Here is a 13,493-nt window from a genome sequence, read left to right on the forward strand (position 1 = left end):
GAGTCCGGCCGCCTCGAACTCGGCCGCGCCTGCGATCGGTTGCGCGAGGAGTGCCTCCAGGTCCACAGCGAGCTCGCCCCCGAGCACGAATGCCGCCAGTACCTGCGGATGCTGGACGTGACCTACCGGCGTGGCGCGGCGGAGCGGGGGCGGCGACGTCGGCGAAGAAGGACTCGCCCGCGATCTCCGTCGCCGCGGCCGGCTTCGGAGCGGGCGGCGCCACCGACTCGGCGTCGGCCGTGCCGTCGGCCAGGCTCGCTCTGGCCACCAGGTACTCTCTCGCGCCCCAGCCGAGCACCGCCTCGGCCAGTGCGACGCCGAGCCCGTCGTTGAAGAAGGTCAGCTGGTCGGCGGTGTCGCCGCAGTGCGCGCAGCGGTTCAAGTGGCCGCGCAGGTCGGGGTCGATGTCGACGCCGCCACGCCGGTAGGTCACGTCCAGCATCCGCAGGTACTGGCGGCATTCGTGCTCGGGGGCGAGCTCGCTGTGGACCTGGAGGCACTCCTCGCGCAACCGATCGCAGGCGCGGCCGAGTTCGAGGCGGCCGGACTCCTCGTCGAGGCCCAGGAGTCCGGCGGGTACGGACAGCGGTTCGGCCTCTACCTCGGTGTGCCACAGCAGGCAGCGCGCCGACTGGGGAAGCCGCTGGAAGGCCCCGGACAGCAGCCTGCGGTTCGCCGGCGGCAGCAACCGTGCGGCGACGCGCTCCGCGCCCTGCGCCTCGGACCGCAGCTCGGGGTGGAGCAGCTCCCGTCTGCGGTCGGTGTCCCACTCCGCCGCGATACGGCGCACGGTGACGAGGAGTTGGGGGCGCCAGGCGGCCGTCGGGCCGGTCTGCCGCAGAGTCTCGCCGAAGAGCCGGGTGAACGCCGCCGTGGTGAGCATGCCCGCCGAGCGGGCGTCCGCGGTGCACAGCCGCGCATAGGCGAAGCCCGCTTCCCAGTGCCGGTCGAGAAGTTCACCGACCGGGTGCAGCGCCGGTGACACCCCCGTCCACTTCTTGAGTTCGGCGCTCAGCTGAGCGTCGGTGACTTCAAAGATGCGGGCGTCGGTCGGGGAATTCGACAGGCCTGCGTCATGCACGGCGGCATTCCTCCGGAGGGCATGCGGCATTAAAGGTCCATACCAAGGGATAGGCTCCGGGCACGGCTCTTGTGAAGCGTGGGGCTTAAGGGAGCGAGGCACACCTTTGCACAGGTCAGGGGCAGAGAACAAGCGATTCCGGTCTTTGTGCACGGCGTGCGCGGCGATCACTATTTGACGAGTGGTCAATAGCGCGCCTCGATCATTACGAAATGCGCGGCGGAGCAATTTGGAAATGGTAATCACCCACCGACCCCCGGACCCACGCACAAACCATTGAACGTCCGCCCTTCAACTTTCCTGCCTGGTCATACGGACGAGCGTGCCTTCACCGCGTCTTCACAAGTCAGGCGCCAACCATTGGACCACCCGACCGGTACGCACCCGGCGGCCGTCCGTACCGCTCCCGGAACACCCGGTTGAAGTGAGGGGGACTGGCGAATCCCGAGGCGGCCGCCACACGCTCCACGGACAGGCCGGTGCTCTCCAGCAGCCGGGCGGCGTGTCGCAGACGTGCCTCGCGCAACACGCCCATCGGCGACTGGCCGAGTTGCCCGGTGAAGAGGTGGGCGAACCGGGAGGGCGAGAGCGCGACGTGCTCCGCGAGCGAGCGGACCGTGTGCGGGGCGGCCGGGTCGGCGTCGATCAGCGCCTGCGCCCGCCGCACCCGGGCGTCGACTCCGGGGCGGGGCGACGCCGGTCGCGCGGTGCCTGCGGTGAGCAGGACGACCTCTTCCAGTGAGCACAGGGCGAGTTCGCGGGCCGCGGCGCCGTGGGCGACGGCGACCGGCTCCTCCCCCGCCGCCGGGGCGGGCGGCGCCTCCGTGCCGGTCCAGCGGGCGTCGGCGAGCATCCGGCGGAACGCCGCCTCGACCCGGCCGCGCACCGCAACCGGCGTCGGCGTGACGACGTACAGACCCTCACCGGCGTCGTACGGGCGCAGCCAGGACCGCCAGGTCGGGCGGGCCTGGCAGTGCGCCCACCAGAACTCCCAGTGGGGCGCGCCCGGTTCGACGCCGTAGCCGTGCGCCGCGCCCGGCGCGAGCACCACCAGGTCCCCCTCCCCGGCCCGTGCCTCGGCGCGGCCTTGCCGCAGTCGGCCCCGGCCCCCGGTCGTCCAGGTGAACAGCCAGCTGTCCGCGCCGCGCGGCCGGTCGACCCCGTACCCGGGCGGCTGGTCGAAGTGCCCGACCACCACCAGGCCGGGCGGCGGGGAAGGAGCACCGGGCGTGGCAGCAGTCTCGGGCAATCCGTCAGCGCTCACGGTCATCCTCCTGAAGCGTGTGTCGGCCTAGCGTGGCAGGCCGAGGACACCTCATCGAGGAGTGGACGCATGACAGCCACGGACATCGGCGCCGCGGGCGCCCCCATCCTGCCCGAGGCCGGGCTGCACCGGTTCCGGGAGGAGGGTTTCACCGTCGTACGCGGCCTGTTCCGCTACGACGAGATCGACCGGTTGTGCGAGCGGTTCGCGGCGCTGCACGCGGGCGGGCCGGTGCCCGGGCACTTCGAGCCCAGGCCGGTGCGAGGCGATCCGCTGAGCGGGTATCCGCGGGTGATGCAGCCGCACGAGATCGACGAAGTGGCGCTGCGGGTGCTGCTCGATCCCCGGCTGCGCGGTGTGCTGGAGGTGCTGCTCGGGGAGGAGGTGCTGGCGGCGCAGAGCATGTTCTACTTCAAGCCGCCGGGAGCCAGGGGGCAGGCGCTGCACCAGGACAACTTCTATCTGCGGGTCGAGCCGGGCACGTGTGTGGCGGCGTGGATCGCCTGCGAGGTGATCGACCGGGACAACGGCGGTCTCGAAGTCGTCCCCGGCACGCATGCCATGGACCTGTTCTGTCCGGAAACGGCGGACGCGGAGGTGTCCTTCGCCCGGGAGTACGTGGCGCCGCCGGCCGGTTCGGCGGCCGTGCCGGTCGACATGGAGCCGGGGGACGTCCTGTTCTTCAACGGGAGTCTGGTGCACGGGTCGCAGCCGAACCGTACGCAGGATCGCTTCCGGCGGTCGTTCATCGGTCACTACGTGGGGCGTTCGGCGGAGCGGATCGGCGCGTACTACCGGACGGTGTCGATGAGCGGTGACCGTGTGCCGTTGGCCGAGAGTGAGGGGGCGGGTCCGTGCGGCACCGAGTTCGCGCCGCACGGACCCCACTAGTGCGCCCCGCGCCCGTTCTCGGGGTGCTTCAGTGGCCGATGACCGGATGCGGTGCGTAGGGCTGCTGGAGCTCGTCCAACTCCTTTTCGCTCAGCTCCAGTTCGACCGCTGCCGTCGCGTCCTCGATGTGCTGCGGCTTGGCCGCGCCGATGATCGGGGCCGTCACGGGGGCCTGCTGCAGCAACCAGGCGAGGGCGACCTGGGCGCGCGGGACCCCTCGTTCGTTCGCGATGCGGGTGACGGCCTCGACGACGACCCGGTCGCTGTCGACGTAGAGGCGGCTGCCGAAGTTGTCGTTGGCGCTGCGCTCGGTGACCGTGCCCCAGTCCCTGGTGAGCCGGCCACGGGCCAGCGGGCTCCACGGCAGCACGCCGACGCCCTGGTCCGCGCACAGCGGCAGCATCTCGCGCTCTTCCTCGCGGTAGACGAGGTTGTAGTGGTTCTGCATCGAGACGAACTTGGTCCAGCCGTGCCGCTCGGCCGTGTACTGCATCTTGGAGAACTGCCACGCGTACATCGAACTCGCCCCGATGTAGCGCACCTTGCCCGCCTTCACCAGGTCGTGCAGGGCCTCCATCGTCTCCTCGACCGGGGTGTTCGGGTCGAAGCGGTGGATCTGGTACAGGTCGACGTAGTCGGTGCCGAGGCGGGTGAGGCTGTGGTCGATCTCCGTCATGATGGCCTTGCGGGAGAGACCGGCGCCGTTGGGGCCGGGCCGCATCCGGCCGTTCAACTTGGTCGCCAGCACGATCTCGTCACGGTCCGCGAAGTCGCGCAGCGCCTTGCCGACGATCTCCTCGCTGGTGCCGTCGGAGTACACGTTGGCGGTGTCGAAGAAGTTGATCCCGGCGTCCAGTGCCTGCCGGATCAACGGCCGTGACGCCTCCTCGTCGAGGGTCCACTCGTGCGCGCCGCGGTCGGGGAGCCCGTAGGTCATGCAACCCAGACAGATCCGCGACACGTCCAGGCCCGTCGAACCGAGCTTCACGTACTGCATCTTTGCTGCTCCTGCCTTCCGGGTGGGGTTCCTGGGGAGCGTACGTGGTCGTGTGCGCTCCAGGCCGGTCCCGTCCACGGCGCAGCACCGGTTCTCGTCATCCGACGGGGCCCCGGCCGCGCTCCAGCAGGTCCAGCGCCCTGCCCCAGCCGAACTCCGGCCGCCGGCCGTCCTCCCCCGCCTCGCCGGTGTACGGCTCACCGAAGCGCACGCCCATCCCGCGCAGCCGTATCAGGCTGTCGCCGTAGGCGGGATGGGCGGCGAGGGCGTCGGCCACGCAGGGCAGGACGGCGATCGGGACGCCGAGGCCGTACGCCTCGCACAGGGTGCCCAGGGCGAGGGTGTCGGAGATACCGGCGGCCCACTTGTTGATGGTGTTGAAGGTGGCCGGTGCGACGACGACGGCGTCCGGCGGCGGGAAGGGACGCGGATCGGCGGGGGTGCGCCACGCCGAGCGGATCGGGCGGCCCGTCAGGGCCTCCACGGCGGCGGTGTCGAAGAAGCCGTTCAGGGCGACCGGGGTCGCGATGACCCCGACCTCCCAGTCCCGCTCCTGCGCGGCGCCGATCAGTTTGCTGACGTCCACGGCGATCCCTGCGGCGCAGACGACGACGTAGAGGAAGGGTTTTTGGGCCTGTTCGGTCACCCGGGAACCCTACTCAACGGCCCTAGCGCACCGGGAAGGTCAGCCCGCGCTCGTTCTCCGGCCGCGGGCCGAAGAGACGGCGGTCCTTCTCCTCGATCGGCACGTCGTTGATGCTCGCCTCCCGACGGGTCATCAGCCCGTGCTCGTCGAACTCCCACAGCTCGTTGCCGTACGACCGCCACCACCGGCCGTCGGCGTCCTGGCACTCGTACTGGAAGCGGACCGCGATGCGGTTGCCGTCGAAGGCCCACAGGTCCTTGCGCAGCGCGTACTCCCGCTCGCGCGCCCACTTCGCGGTGAGGAGCTCGACGATCTCGGCGCGCCCGGTGACGAAGGTGTCGCGGTTGCGCCACACCGAGTCCTCGGAGTAGGCGAGCGACACCTTGTGCGGGTCGCGGGTGTTCCAGGCGTCCTCGGCGGCCTGCACCTTCTGCACGGCGGTCTCTCGGGTGAACGGGGGCAGGGGCGGTCGGTCGGACATGTCATCCTCCGGGCGTATCGGCGGCGAGAGCGAGGGGAGAACGMGCGTTCTCCGCATGACTGCTACCGTAGGAGAACGCACGTTCTCACGTCAAGGAGAGGTCGCCCATGGACACCGCAACCGCCCGGGAGCAGGCACTGGACGCCGCGGAGACGCTGTTCTACGGACGCGGTATCCAGTCCGTCGGCATGGACGACATCCGGGGCGCGTCCGGGGTCTCGCTCAAGCGGCTCTACCAGCTCTTCCCGGCGAAGGAGCAGCTGGTCGAGGCGTATCTGGAACGGCGCGACGTGCGCTGGCGCGGTGGGCTCGCCGCATACGTGGAACGGCGGAGCGACCCCGAGGAGCGGATCATCGCCGTCTTCGACTGGCTGGAGGAGTGGTTCGCCGAGGAGGACTTCCGAGGCTGCGCCTGGATCAACTCCTACGGCGAGCTGGGCGCGCGGTCGGAACGGGTGGCGGACCAGGTCCGGGCGCACAAGCGGGCGTTCCGCGACTACCTCGCCTCACTGGTGACCGAGGCCGGGCTCCCCGACGCCCTGACCGGGCCGCTGTACCTGCTGGCCGAGGGCGCCATGGTCACGGCGGGGATAACGAGCAACACACGCCCGGCGACCGAGGCCCGGGAGGCGGCACGGACGCTGCTGGCGGCACGCTGAGACGGCGCGGCCGCTGCTCCGCGGGCGGCGGGCCCGCAAGGGGTGCGAGCACGGCGGGCGAGGCTCGGGAGACGGCGCGGGTGCGCTGGAGGCACGCTGAGACGGCGCGGTCGGTGCTCCGCGGGCGGGCCTGTGTGCCAAGCCCAGTCTCTGCACCGCGGTTGGCGGGCCTGGGGCTGGCATCTGCACCGCGGGCGGCATCTGCGCCACGGGCGCCGGGCCCGCAACGGGTGCGGGCCCGGCGGCCGAGGCTCGGGAGACGGCGCGGGTGCGCTGGAGGCACGCCGAGACAGCGCGGTCGCTGCACCGCGGGCGGGCCTGTGTGCCAAGCCCAGTCTCTGCACCGCGGTTGGCGGGCCTGGAGCCGGCATCTGCACCGCGGGCGGCATCTGCGCCACGGGCGCCGGGCCCGCAACGGGTGCGGGCCCGGCGGCCGGGGCCCGGGAGACGGCGCGGGTGCGGCCGGCGGCACGCCGAGACAGCGCGGTCTCTGCACCGCGGGCGGTATCCGTACCGCGGGCAGCAGGCCCGCATAGGGGTGCGGGCCCGGCAACCAAGGCGTGGGAGACGGCGCGGGCACTGGCGGCGGCGCGCTGAGGTCGTGCGGTGGCCGCTCCGCTGGCGGGCCTGCGCGATGGCCGGCATCTGCACCGCGGGCGGTATACGTGCCGCGGACGGAATCCGTGCCGCGGGCGGTAAACGTGCCGCGGGTGGCGGGCCCGCATCGGGTGCGGGCCCGCCCATTGCCACTGGCGACGTGTGAGGTGGTGGCCGTCAACTCCCCTCGTCCGACACGGTGATGGCGCTGACCGGGCAGGCCCGGGCGGCCTCCCGCACCATCGGGTCGCCGCCGCCGTCCTCCCGGCCCGGCAGCAGGGCGCTGAAGCCGTCGTCGTCCTGGGTGAAGACGGACGGGGCGGCCAGAGCGCACTGGCCGGCGCCGATACAGAGGTCGTGGTCGATGTCGATGTGGATATGGCGTGATTCGTGCGTTTCGTTGTGCATGACCGGAGCCTCTTACCAGGTCACGGGGAGTTCCAGCATCCCCTGGATCGTGTCGCCGGGTTTGAAGGGGATTTCCTCCGCCGGGACGGCCAGCCGCAGGGTCGGCAGGCGGTCGAAGAGGGTGCGCAGGGCGATCTCCATCTCGGCGCGGGCCAGGTTCTGGCCGAGGCACTGGTGGATGCCGAACCCGAAGGCGACGTGGTGGCGGGCCGGGCGGTGCCAGTCCATGGCGTCGGGGTCGGGGTAGACGGACTCGTCGCGGTTGATGACCGACGTCGAGAAGACCACGCCGTCACCCGTCCGGATCGTCTCGCCGCCCGCCTCGATGTCCTCGGCGGCGACCCGCAGCAGCCCGTCGGCGATCGACAGCATCCGCATGAGCTCCTCGACCGCGGTGGGCAGCAGCCCGGCGTCGGCGCGCAACTCGGCCAGTTGTGCGGGGTGTTGGAGCAGGGCGAAGGTGCCCAGGGAGATCATGTTGGCGGTCGTCTCGTGGCCGGCGACCAGCAGGATGGTCGCGAGGGCGATGAGTTCCTCGTGGTCCAGGTCGCCGTCGCGGAGCTGCTGGTGGACGAGTTCGTCCAGCACACCGTCACCGGGCTCCCGCTGTTTCTGTTTCCTCTCGATCAGCTCGGCGAAGTAGGCCTCCAGCCGGTCACGGGCGTCCCTGGTGTCGGCGGCCGTAGGGCCGCGCAGCAGCCGTCGTGACTGTCCCTCGAAGAAGTCGTGGTCGGCGTAGGGCACGCCCAGCAGAGCGCAGATGACCATCGAGGGCACAGGCAGCGCGAAGGCGCTCACCAGGTCGGCGGGTGCCCCCTGGGCGATCATCGCGTCGAGTCGTTCGTCCACGATCCGCTGGATCTCCGGGCGCAGCTCGACGGCGCGCCGGAGCGTGAAGCTCGGGACCATCATCCGCCGCTGGACCCGGTGCTCGGGGTCGTCGACACCCAGCAGCGCGGACTTGCGGTCGCGGACTGCCGCGAACCGCTCCGTGGGCGCGGGGAAGCCGGGGCGCATGCGATCGGAGGACAGCCGCGAGTCGGCGAGCAGCGTGCGGGCGAGGGCGTGTCCGGTGACCAGCCAGGCCGGGCGTCCGTCGTAGAGGGTGATGCGGGCCAGTGGGCGCGCGTCGCGCAGGGGGTCGTAGGCCGTGGGCGGGTGGTAGGGGCAGGTGCGGTTCTGGGGGAAGGCGACGGTGTGGGGTTCCGTCATGTCCGTCATGGAAGACCTCGCAGCCGAAGAGTGCGTCGTGCCGATCTTCATTAGATGCCTGGGGCATCTAGCTGACGACGCCAAGTTCGGCCAGATCAGGCGCGCGGGCAATCTGGCCGGGGATCGTCGCACAGAGCTTCGGCCGGGCGGACGCCCGACCGGTGATCCGCGGCCCTGCCGCGAAACTCGCTTGTCGAGGAGCCCCCGCCACCCACAGAATCCGGCCATGCCTACGACCCTCGCCTTCCTGCCGCCGACCGTCGCCGCCCGTCCGGTGCGGTCCCAGCAGCAGCCCGGCCGACCCCGGAGGCCCTCGCTTCCCACGTCGTGACCGCCGCGCTCGTCGCGGGGCTGCTCGCGGGCTACGGCATCGCCGTCCCCGTAGGCGCGGTCGCGACGTATCTCGTCTCCCTCACCGCCCGTTCGTCGCTGCGGACCGGGATCTGCGCCGCGCTCGGCGTCGCGACCGCCGACGGGCTCTACGCCCTGGCGGCCACCCTCGGCGGCTCCGCCCTGGCCACGGCGCTGCGTCCGGTGCTGGGGCCGTTGCGCTGGGCCTGCGCCCTGGTGCTGACGGTCCTCGCGGTACGGGGTGCGGTGACCGCCGTACGGCACTACCGCGGCCACCGCCTCACCACCCGCTCCGCTCCCCCTCCCCCGAGCCCGACGCGTGCCTACCTGGCGCTGCTCGGCATCACCCTGCTCAACCCGGCCACCGTGATCTACTTCGCGGCCCTGGTCCTCGGCACCCGCACGACGCAAGCCGTATCGCCCCTGGAACAGGGCGTGTTCGTCCTGGCCGCGTTCGCCGCGTCGGCGAGCTGGCAGCTGCTGCTCGCCGGGGGCGGAGCGCTGCTGGGACGGGTGCTGACGGGGTTGCGGGGACGATTGGTGACGGCGCTGGTGTCGAGCGGCGTGATCCTGGCGCTGGCCGTGAGAATGCTGGTGTAGCACCGGCAGGATGAATCCCGCACCGGCCGGTGTTGAGGAATGTTGCAGTCAGCACCAGGACACGACGATGGGACCGATGTCATGCCTCTTGAGGGCGAGTACGAGCCCAGCCCGACCGATTGGGTGCGCAAGCAGGTCGAGTTGTACGAGAGCTCCGGCGGCACCCAGGGCACGACCCTGATGGACACGGGGATGCCCGTGATCCTGCTCACCACCCGGGGTGCCCAGAGCGGCAAGATCCGCAAGACGCCCCTGATGCGCGTGGAGCACGGGGGCCGCTACGCCGTCGTGGCTTCACTGGGCGGGGCGCCCAAGCACCCGGTCTGGTACCACAACGTCAAGGCCGACCCTCATGTGGAGCTCAGGGACGGGCCGGAGCTGCGGGACATGAAGGCCCGCGAGATCACCGGCGCGGAGAAGGACGAGTGGTGGGAGCGGGCCGTCGAGGCGTATCCGCCGTACGCGGACTACCAGACGAAGACGGACCGGGTGATCCCGGTGTTCGTCCTGGAACCCCTCGACGAGGACTGATCCGGGCTCCGAAAGAATTTTCCCACCGGTACGCATGAACCGGCATCGGCCGGGCACACGTGCGTCAGGCCCCGCCGCGCTCCCCCGTCGCGGCGGGGCTTCCCTCTGCCTCGTGGGCCGAGCGTTCGGTCACGTCGAGGAAGACCTGGTCCGCCTCGGCCACCGCGAAGCCGATGGACCGTTTGATGCGGACGGCCACCTCCTCGACCTGTTCGCTGTCGAGGCCGGGCACCAGGTCGACGCGGGCCGCCACCAGGGCCGTCTCCAGGCCCGTCTTCATCGTGAACAGCGCCTCCACGCTGTCGATCTCGGGCTGGGCCGCCAGCAGCGCACGGATCCGGGCGTCGGCCTCGGGGTCGGCTGCCTCCCCGATCAGCTGGTCGCGGGCGTCGCGGCCCAGCCGGTAGGCGACGTAGACGAGCAGCGCGCCGATCGCGAGCGAGGCGGACGCCTCCCACACGACCTGCCCGGTGATCATGTGCAGTGCCATGCCCGTGAAGGCGAGGGTCACGCCGATCACCGCGGTGGCGTCCTCCGCTACGACGGTGCGCAGGGCCGGGTCGCGCAGCCCGTCGGCGAGGCCGCCCTGCCGGTGCACCTGGTGCAGCGCCCGCACCAGTGACAGGCCCTCGGCGACGAAGGCGATCCCGAGCACGATCATGCCCGCCACATAGCCGCTGAACTGCTCCCCGCCGCCGCTGCGCAACGCCTCGATGCCCTGGAAGACGGAGAAGCAGCCGCCCATCACGAAGATGCCGACGGCTGCGAGCAGCGACCAGAAGAAGCGCTCCTTGCCGTAGCCGAAGGGATGGCGCGCGTCGGCGGGGCGACGGCTGCGGCGCAGCGCGGCCAGCAGGAAGACCTCGTTCATGCTGTCCGCCACGGAGTGTGCCGCCTCCGACAGGAGCGCCGGCGAGTGGGCGAAGATCCCGCCGACCGCCTTGGCCACGGCGATGACGAGGTTGGCGGCGAGGGCCACCAGGACGGTGACACGGGTCCTGCGGTCCGTCTTCGGTGTCTCGGTCGTCCTGCTCATCTCTCGCCGACTCCCCAGATGGATCGGCCTCACACGGTGCCGTCGACGGAAATCGGGGGACTCGGGGGCTCGGGGTAGCCGGGGTGCTGAGAGGAGCGCGGCATGAGCGGCGGGGACCACACCGCGTACGGGAGGAAGCCGTTCCAGCGGTCGAGGCCGCGCTTCACGGACCGGATGACGGCGGACGACCGGGACGGGTGGCCGGTGGAGGCGGGCCGCTACCGTCCGATGGACAGCCGTGCCTGTCCGTGGGCGAGCCGGGCGCTGGTGGCCCGGCGGCGGCTCGGGCTGGAGGACGCCCTGTCGCCGGCGATCGCCGACCCCCTCCAGGACGCGGAGCGGCGTACGTCCGCGACCTCTACCGGGCAGCGGGATTCGGTGACACCGTCGACTTCGCCCCCATCAAGCGGCACTGCCACCAGGTGCACAGCGGCATCAACCCGACCGGAATCGCGTGCCCCTCGGGCCGGTGCCCGAGGGTGAGCGGGTTCCGCCGCGCGGGCAGCCCAGACGGACGAAGGAGGCGCAGGCGCGCATGGCGAAGAAGAACAAGCAGAAGAAGCTGAAACTCCCCCTCGCCTACAAGCCCATGGGGTTCGCCCTCGGCTGGGCGAGCGGGACGCTGGCCGGCCTCGCCTTCCGCAAGACCTGGATGGCGCTCCGGCACGAGGAGGACGCCCCCGACGCGCTGGACCGCGAGCGCGGCTGGGGCGAGATCCTGCTCGCCGCCGCGGTCCAGGGCGCCCTCTTCGCGGTGGCCCGAAGCGTGGCGGACCGCACGGGAGCGAAGGCGATCGAACGCTCAACGGGAGTGTGGCCGGTCACCGACGGCGGGCGGGACTGAGGAGGCCGTGTGGGCGGGGGCGGTTGTGGCTGGGGAACGGCCCTGCTGCCCACCTGGACTTCGTGGTGGAGGACCTGGACACCCCGCCGAGCTGCCCACCCCACCGAGGCGCGAGCGGCCGGGACCGCGACCCACCCCGACCCGCCCTGCCGCCTCACCCCTGCTTCGGTGCCGTAGCCGCCACACGGCGCAGGGTGAAGGAGTGGCCGGACGGGTCGGCGTAGCCGCGCTCCTCGTGTGCGCCCCGTGCGTCCTTTGCCTCGATGGGGCGGCCGCCGAGGCCGACGATCCGGCGCTCCGCCTCGTCCAGGTCCTCCACCACGAAGTCCAGGTGGGCCTGGAGGGAGTTCTCGGGGCGTGGCCAGCTCGGCGGGGTCGCGTTCGTGTCGCGGCGGAACGCGAGCCGGGTGCCGTCGGCGCCCCTGATCTCGACGCGGTTGGCGGTCGCGTCCGTCTGCTCGCCTTGCAGCAGTTCGGTATAGAACACGGCGAGCTTCTCGGGCTCGGCGCAGTCGAGCACCACGAAGCCCGCTTTCACCAGTGGCATGCTTCCTCCGCAGGGGTCCTGGGCGCGGGACGGTCGTGTCCCGCCGCCCTGTCCCCCACGGGTCTCCCGGTCGGGCCGTTTCAGTCCGCCACCAGCCACTTCCCGTCCCGCATCAGCTCCCGCCCGTCCAGTTCATCGGCCTCCCGCCAGGCCTGCACCCGGCTGGGCAGGACACGGAAGTACAGGTAGGGCGTGCGCAGTTGACGCGGGTCGAAACCCGTCCTGGCCGCGAAGCGGTCGCCCTCCTCCCCGGACAGCTCGGCCTGTGTGATCGTCTCGACCGTGCCCTCGATCATGACGACGTCACGGGTCGGACCGATACCGAGGCGCGTCCTGCCGGTCGCCCTCAGGTTGCGGCCCGTCGGGCTCGCGGCCGGAGTCGCCAGGAGCAGGGTCGAGCCGTCCCAGAGGAAGGAGAGCGGCACGAGATACGGCACTCCCCCGTCGGCGTCGGCGGTGGCGACCCACACGTCCTCGTCGTGTGCCAGACGGTGCAGGGTGTCCCGCTTGCGCTGCTCGGCGGAACGTGCGGGTGGCTGGGTCATCGGCGAACGGTCTCCTCACGGGGCGGCGTTGACGGACGTGTCCAGTGTGGCCGTCGGATGTCCGGCCCGGGAACGGATTTCCGCCAGCCGGGCCGCGGCAGCGCTGAGCAGCAGGTCCAGAGCCGCCGGGTAGGAGCTGCGCGGCATGTCCGCCACGAGGTGCCGGGCCGTGGCGGCGATGTGCGGGTGGGTGTCGGCGGGCAGCCGCGCGTACGTCCCCCGCCAGACGGCCACCTCCGCGTCCCGCGCGGCCTTCGGCATCGCCACGCTCGCCGAGTCGAGGGCGCCGTAGGCGAGGGCCTGGTCGACGAAGGCGTGGTAGATCCGCACCGCCTCGGGGTCGGGGAAACCGGCCCGGCGCAGCACGCCGAGCATGGTCTCGACGGCCTGGATCTCGTACGCCCGCCCGGTCACCCGGTACGAGCTGAGCACCGCCGCCCGGGGGTGTGCGAGGGCGCCCTCGTGCATGCGCAGGCCCAGGTCCCGCAGGTCGGCGCACCAGTTGCCGGTGGGGCGCCAGGCGCGCAGCGTACGGCCGATGAGTTCGTCGGCGATGGCGAGCATCAGGTCGTCGGTGTGCCGGAAGTACCGGTACAGCGAACTGGGGTCGGCGCCGAGGGCCCGCCCGAGGCGGCGCACCGACAGGGCGTCGGCGCCGTGCTCCTCGATGAGCCGCAGGGCCGTCTCGACGATCAGGGCCTCGGACAGGACGACGCCCTGCTTGGTGGGGCGCCTGCGCCGGCGCTCGGCGGGCGGGACGACGCGCTCGCTCATGGACTGCCTCCCTCGGGCCGGTGCCCGCA

Annotated in this window: 16 protein-coding genes and 2 pseudogenes; 6 read left to right on the plus strand and 12 right to left on the minus strand. The window is 71.9% G+C overall.

Annotated elements, in window-relative coordinates; genetic code table 11:
- A pseudogene (locus tag EAO75_RS30775) lies at positions 1-1,081 on the minus strand (hydrolase); the annotation flags it as partial.
- A gap of 346 nt (positions 1,082-1,427) precedes the next feature.
- The gene (locus tag EAO75_RS30780) at positions 1,428-2,351 is read right to left on the minus strand and encodes a helix-turn-helix domain-containing protein (protein WP_147998418.1); all 924 of its coding nucleotides are present in this window, start codon (positions 2,349-2,351) and stop codon (positions 1,428-1,430) included.
- Between the two features lie 63 nt (positions 2,352-2,414).
- On the opposite strand from EAO75_RS30780, the gene EAO75_RS30785 reads away from it, so the two are divergent.
- Entirely contained in the window at positions 2,415-3,236 is an 822-nt protein-coding gene (locus tag EAO75_RS30785) for a phytanoyl-CoA dioxygenase family protein (protein WP_147998419.1), read from the plus strand.
- Between the two features lie 28 nt (positions 3,237-3,264).
- On the opposite strand, the gene EAO75_RS30790 is transcribed toward EAO75_RS30785, so the two are convergent.
- The 3 genes from EAO75_RS30790 to EAO75_RS30800 all read right to left on the minus strand — a co-directional run bounded on the left by EAO75_RS30790 (position 3,265) and on the right by EAO75_RS30800 (position 5,360).
- Positions 3,265-4,233, minus strand: a complete 969-nt coding sequence (locus EAO75_RS30790; protein WP_147998420.1) for an aldo/keto reductase — start codon at positions 4,231-4,233, stop codon at positions 3,265-3,267.
- 97 nt (positions 4,234-4,330) lie between these two features.
- Positions 4,331-4,879 (minus strand): flavoprotein, encoded by a 549-nt coding sequence (locus tag EAO75_RS30795; RefSeq protein WP_147998421.1) that lies wholly within the window; start codon positions 4,877-4,879, stop codon positions 4,331-4,333.
- A gap of 22 nt (positions 4,880-4,901) precedes the next feature.
- Entirely contained in the window at positions 4,902-5,360 is a 459-nt protein-coding gene (locus EAO75_RS30800) for a DUF1348 family protein (protein WP_147998422.1), read from the minus strand.
- 107 nt (positions 5,361-5,467) lie between these two features.
- On the opposite strand from EAO75_RS30800, the gene EAO75_RS30805 reads away from it, so the two are divergent.
- Positions 5,468-6,019 (plus strand): TetR/AcrR family transcriptional regulator, encoded by a 552-nt coding sequence (locus EAO75_RS30805; protein ID WP_147998423.1) that lies wholly within the window; start codon positions 5,468-5,470, stop codon positions 6,017-6,019.
- A gap of 774 nt (positions 6,020-6,793) precedes the next feature.
- Here the strand turns inward: EAO75_RS30805 and EAO75_RS30810 are convergent.
- Both EAO75_RS30810 and EAO75_RS30815 read right to left on the minus strand, forming a co-directional pair.
- The gene (locus EAO75_RS30810) at positions 6,794-6,994 is read right to left on the minus strand and encodes a ferredoxin (protein WP_147998679.1); all 201 of its coding nucleotides are present in this window, start codon (positions 6,992-6,994) and stop codon (positions 6,794-6,796) included.
- A 42-nt stretch (positions 6,995-7,036) separates the two neighbouring features.
- Complete coding sequence (locus tag EAO75_RS30815) at positions 7,037-8,245, minus strand: cytochrome P450 (protein ID WP_187284644.1); 1,209 nt, start codon at positions 8,243-8,245, stop codon at positions 7,037-7,039.
- A 318-nt stretch (positions 8,246-8,563) separates the two neighbouring features.
- On the opposite strand from EAO75_RS30815, the gene EAO75_RS30820 reads away from it, so the two are divergent.
- Both EAO75_RS30820 and EAO75_RS30825 read left to right on the plus strand, forming a co-directional pair.
- Positions 8,564-9,187: a LysE/ArgO family amino acid transporter gene (locus tag EAO75_RS30820; RefSeq protein ID WP_147998425.1), complete on the plus strand. Its 624-nt coding sequence runs from the start codon at positions 8,564-8,566 to the stop codon at positions 9,185-9,187.
- An 81-nt stretch (positions 9,188-9,268) separates the two neighbouring features.
- Positions 9,269-9,718 carry a nitroreductase family deazaflavin-dependent oxidoreductase gene (locus tag EAO75_RS30825; protein ID WP_147998426.1) on the plus strand — a complete coding sequence of 150 codons (450 nt, stop codon included), beginning with the start codon at positions 9,269-9,271 and terminating at the stop codon, positions 9,716-9,718.
- A gap of 64 nt (positions 9,719-9,782) precedes the next feature.
- On the opposite strand, the gene EAO75_RS30830 is transcribed toward EAO75_RS30825, so the two are convergent.
- Positions 9,783-10,754 (minus strand): cation diffusion facilitator family transporter, encoded by a 972-nt coding sequence (locus EAO75_RS30830; RefSeq protein WP_147998427.1) that lies wholly within the window; start codon positions 10,752-10,754, stop codon positions 9,783-9,785.
- Positions 10,755-10,783: 29 nt separating this feature from the next.
- The gene (locus tag EAO75_RS46110; protein ID WP_187284645.1) at positions 10,784-10,921 is read right to left on the minus strand and encodes a hypothetical protein; all 138 of its coding nucleotides are present in this window, start codon (positions 10,919-10,921) and stop codon (positions 10,784-10,786) included.
- On the opposite strand from EAO75_RS46110, the pseudogene EAO75_RS47720 reads away from it, so the two are divergent.
- Together EAO75_RS47720 and EAO75_RS30840 are read left to right on the plus strand one after the other, a co-directional pair.
- Positions 10,857-11,087, plus strand: a pseudogene (locus EAO75_RS47720) (glutathione S-transferase family protein); the annotation flags it as partial. The gene EAO75_RS46110 and the pseudogene EAO75_RS47720 overlap by 65 nt on opposite strands.
- A 202-nt stretch (positions 11,088-11,289) precedes the next feature.
- The gene (locus EAO75_RS30840; RefSeq protein ID WP_147998428.1) at positions 11,290-11,598 is read left to right on the plus strand and encodes a DUF4235 domain-containing protein; all 309 of its coding nucleotides are present in this window, start codon (positions 11,290-11,292) and stop codon (positions 11,596-11,598) included.
- Between the two features lie 154 nt (positions 11,599-11,752).
- On the opposite strand, the gene EAO75_RS30845 is transcribed toward EAO75_RS30840, so the two are convergent.
- From EAO75_RS30845 to EAO75_RS30855, 3 genes are all read right to left on the minus strand, one after another.
- A complete protein-coding gene (locus EAO75_RS30845) occupies positions 11,753-12,145 on the minus strand; it encodes a VOC family protein (protein ID WP_147998429.1) in 393 nt (130 codons plus the stop codon).
- Positions 12,146-12,225: 80 nt separating this feature from the next.
- Entirely contained in the window at positions 12,226-12,690 is a 465-nt protein-coding gene (locus EAO75_RS30850; RefSeq protein ID WP_147998430.1) for a pyridoxamine 5'-phosphate oxidase family protein, read from the minus strand.
- Between the two features lie 15 nt (positions 12,691-12,705).
- Entirely contained in the window at positions 12,706-13,464 is a 759-nt protein-coding gene (locus EAO75_RS30855) for a TetR/AcrR family transcriptional regulator (protein ID WP_147998431.1), read from the minus strand.
- Positions 13,465-13,493 lie beyond the last annotated feature (29 nt).

Source organism: Streptomyces sp. UW30 (genome assembly GCF_008042075.1).
Lineage (GTDB): Bacteria > Actinomycetota > Actinomycetes > Streptomycetales > Streptomycetaceae > Streptomyces.

Excerpts from the sequence above, each read along its gene's own strand:
- EAO75_RS30780 (WP_147998418.1), bottom strand. The coding sequence starts at position 2,351 with ATGACCGTGAGCGCTGACGGATTGCCCGAGACTGCTGCCACGCCCGGT.
- EAO75_RS30785 (WP_147998419.1), top strand. The coding sequence starts at position 2,415 with ATGACAGCCACGGACATCGGCGCCGCGGGCGCCCCCATCCTGCCCGAG.
- EAO75_RS30790 (WP_147998420.1), bottom strand. The coding sequence starts at position 4,233 with ATGCAGTACGTGAAGCTCGGTTCGACGGGCCTGGACGTGTCGCGGATC.
- EAO75_RS30800 (WP_147998422.1), bottom strand. The coding sequence starts at position 5,360 with ATGTCCGACCGACCGCCCCTGCCCCCGTTCACCCGAGAGACCGCCGTG.
- EAO75_RS30805 (WP_147998423.1), top strand. The coding sequence starts at position 5,468 with ATGGACACCGCAACCGCCCGGGAGCAGGCACTGGACGCCGCGGAGACG.
- EAO75_RS30815 (WP_187284644.1), bottom strand. The coding sequence starts at position 8,245 with ATGACGGACATGACGGAACCCCACACCGTCGCCTTCCCCCAGAACCGC.
- EAO75_RS30825 (WP_147998426.1), top strand. The coding sequence starts at position 9,269 with ATGCCTCTTGAGGGCGAGTACGAGCCCAGCCCGACCGATTGGGTGCGC.
- EAO75_RS30830 (WP_147998427.1), bottom strand. The coding sequence starts at position 10,754 with ATGAGCAGGACGACCGAGACACCGAAGACGGACCGCAGGACCCGTGTC.
- EAO75_RS30840 (WP_147998428.1), top strand. The coding sequence starts at position 11,290 with ATGGCGAAGAAGAACAAGCAGAAGAAGCTGAAACTCCCCCTCGCCTAC.
- EAO75_RS30845 (WP_147998429.1), bottom strand. The coding sequence starts at position 12,145 with ATGCCACTGGTGAAAGCGGGCTTCGTGGTGCTCGACTGCGCCGAGCCC.
- EAO75_RS30850 (WP_147998430.1), bottom strand. The coding sequence starts at position 12,690 with ATGACCCAGCCACCCGCACGTTCCGCCGAGCAGCGCAAGCGGGACACC.
- EAO75_RS30855 (WP_147998431.1), bottom strand. The coding sequence starts at position 13,464 with ATGAGCGAGCGCGTCGTCCCGCCCGCCGAGCGCCGGCGCAGGCGCCCC.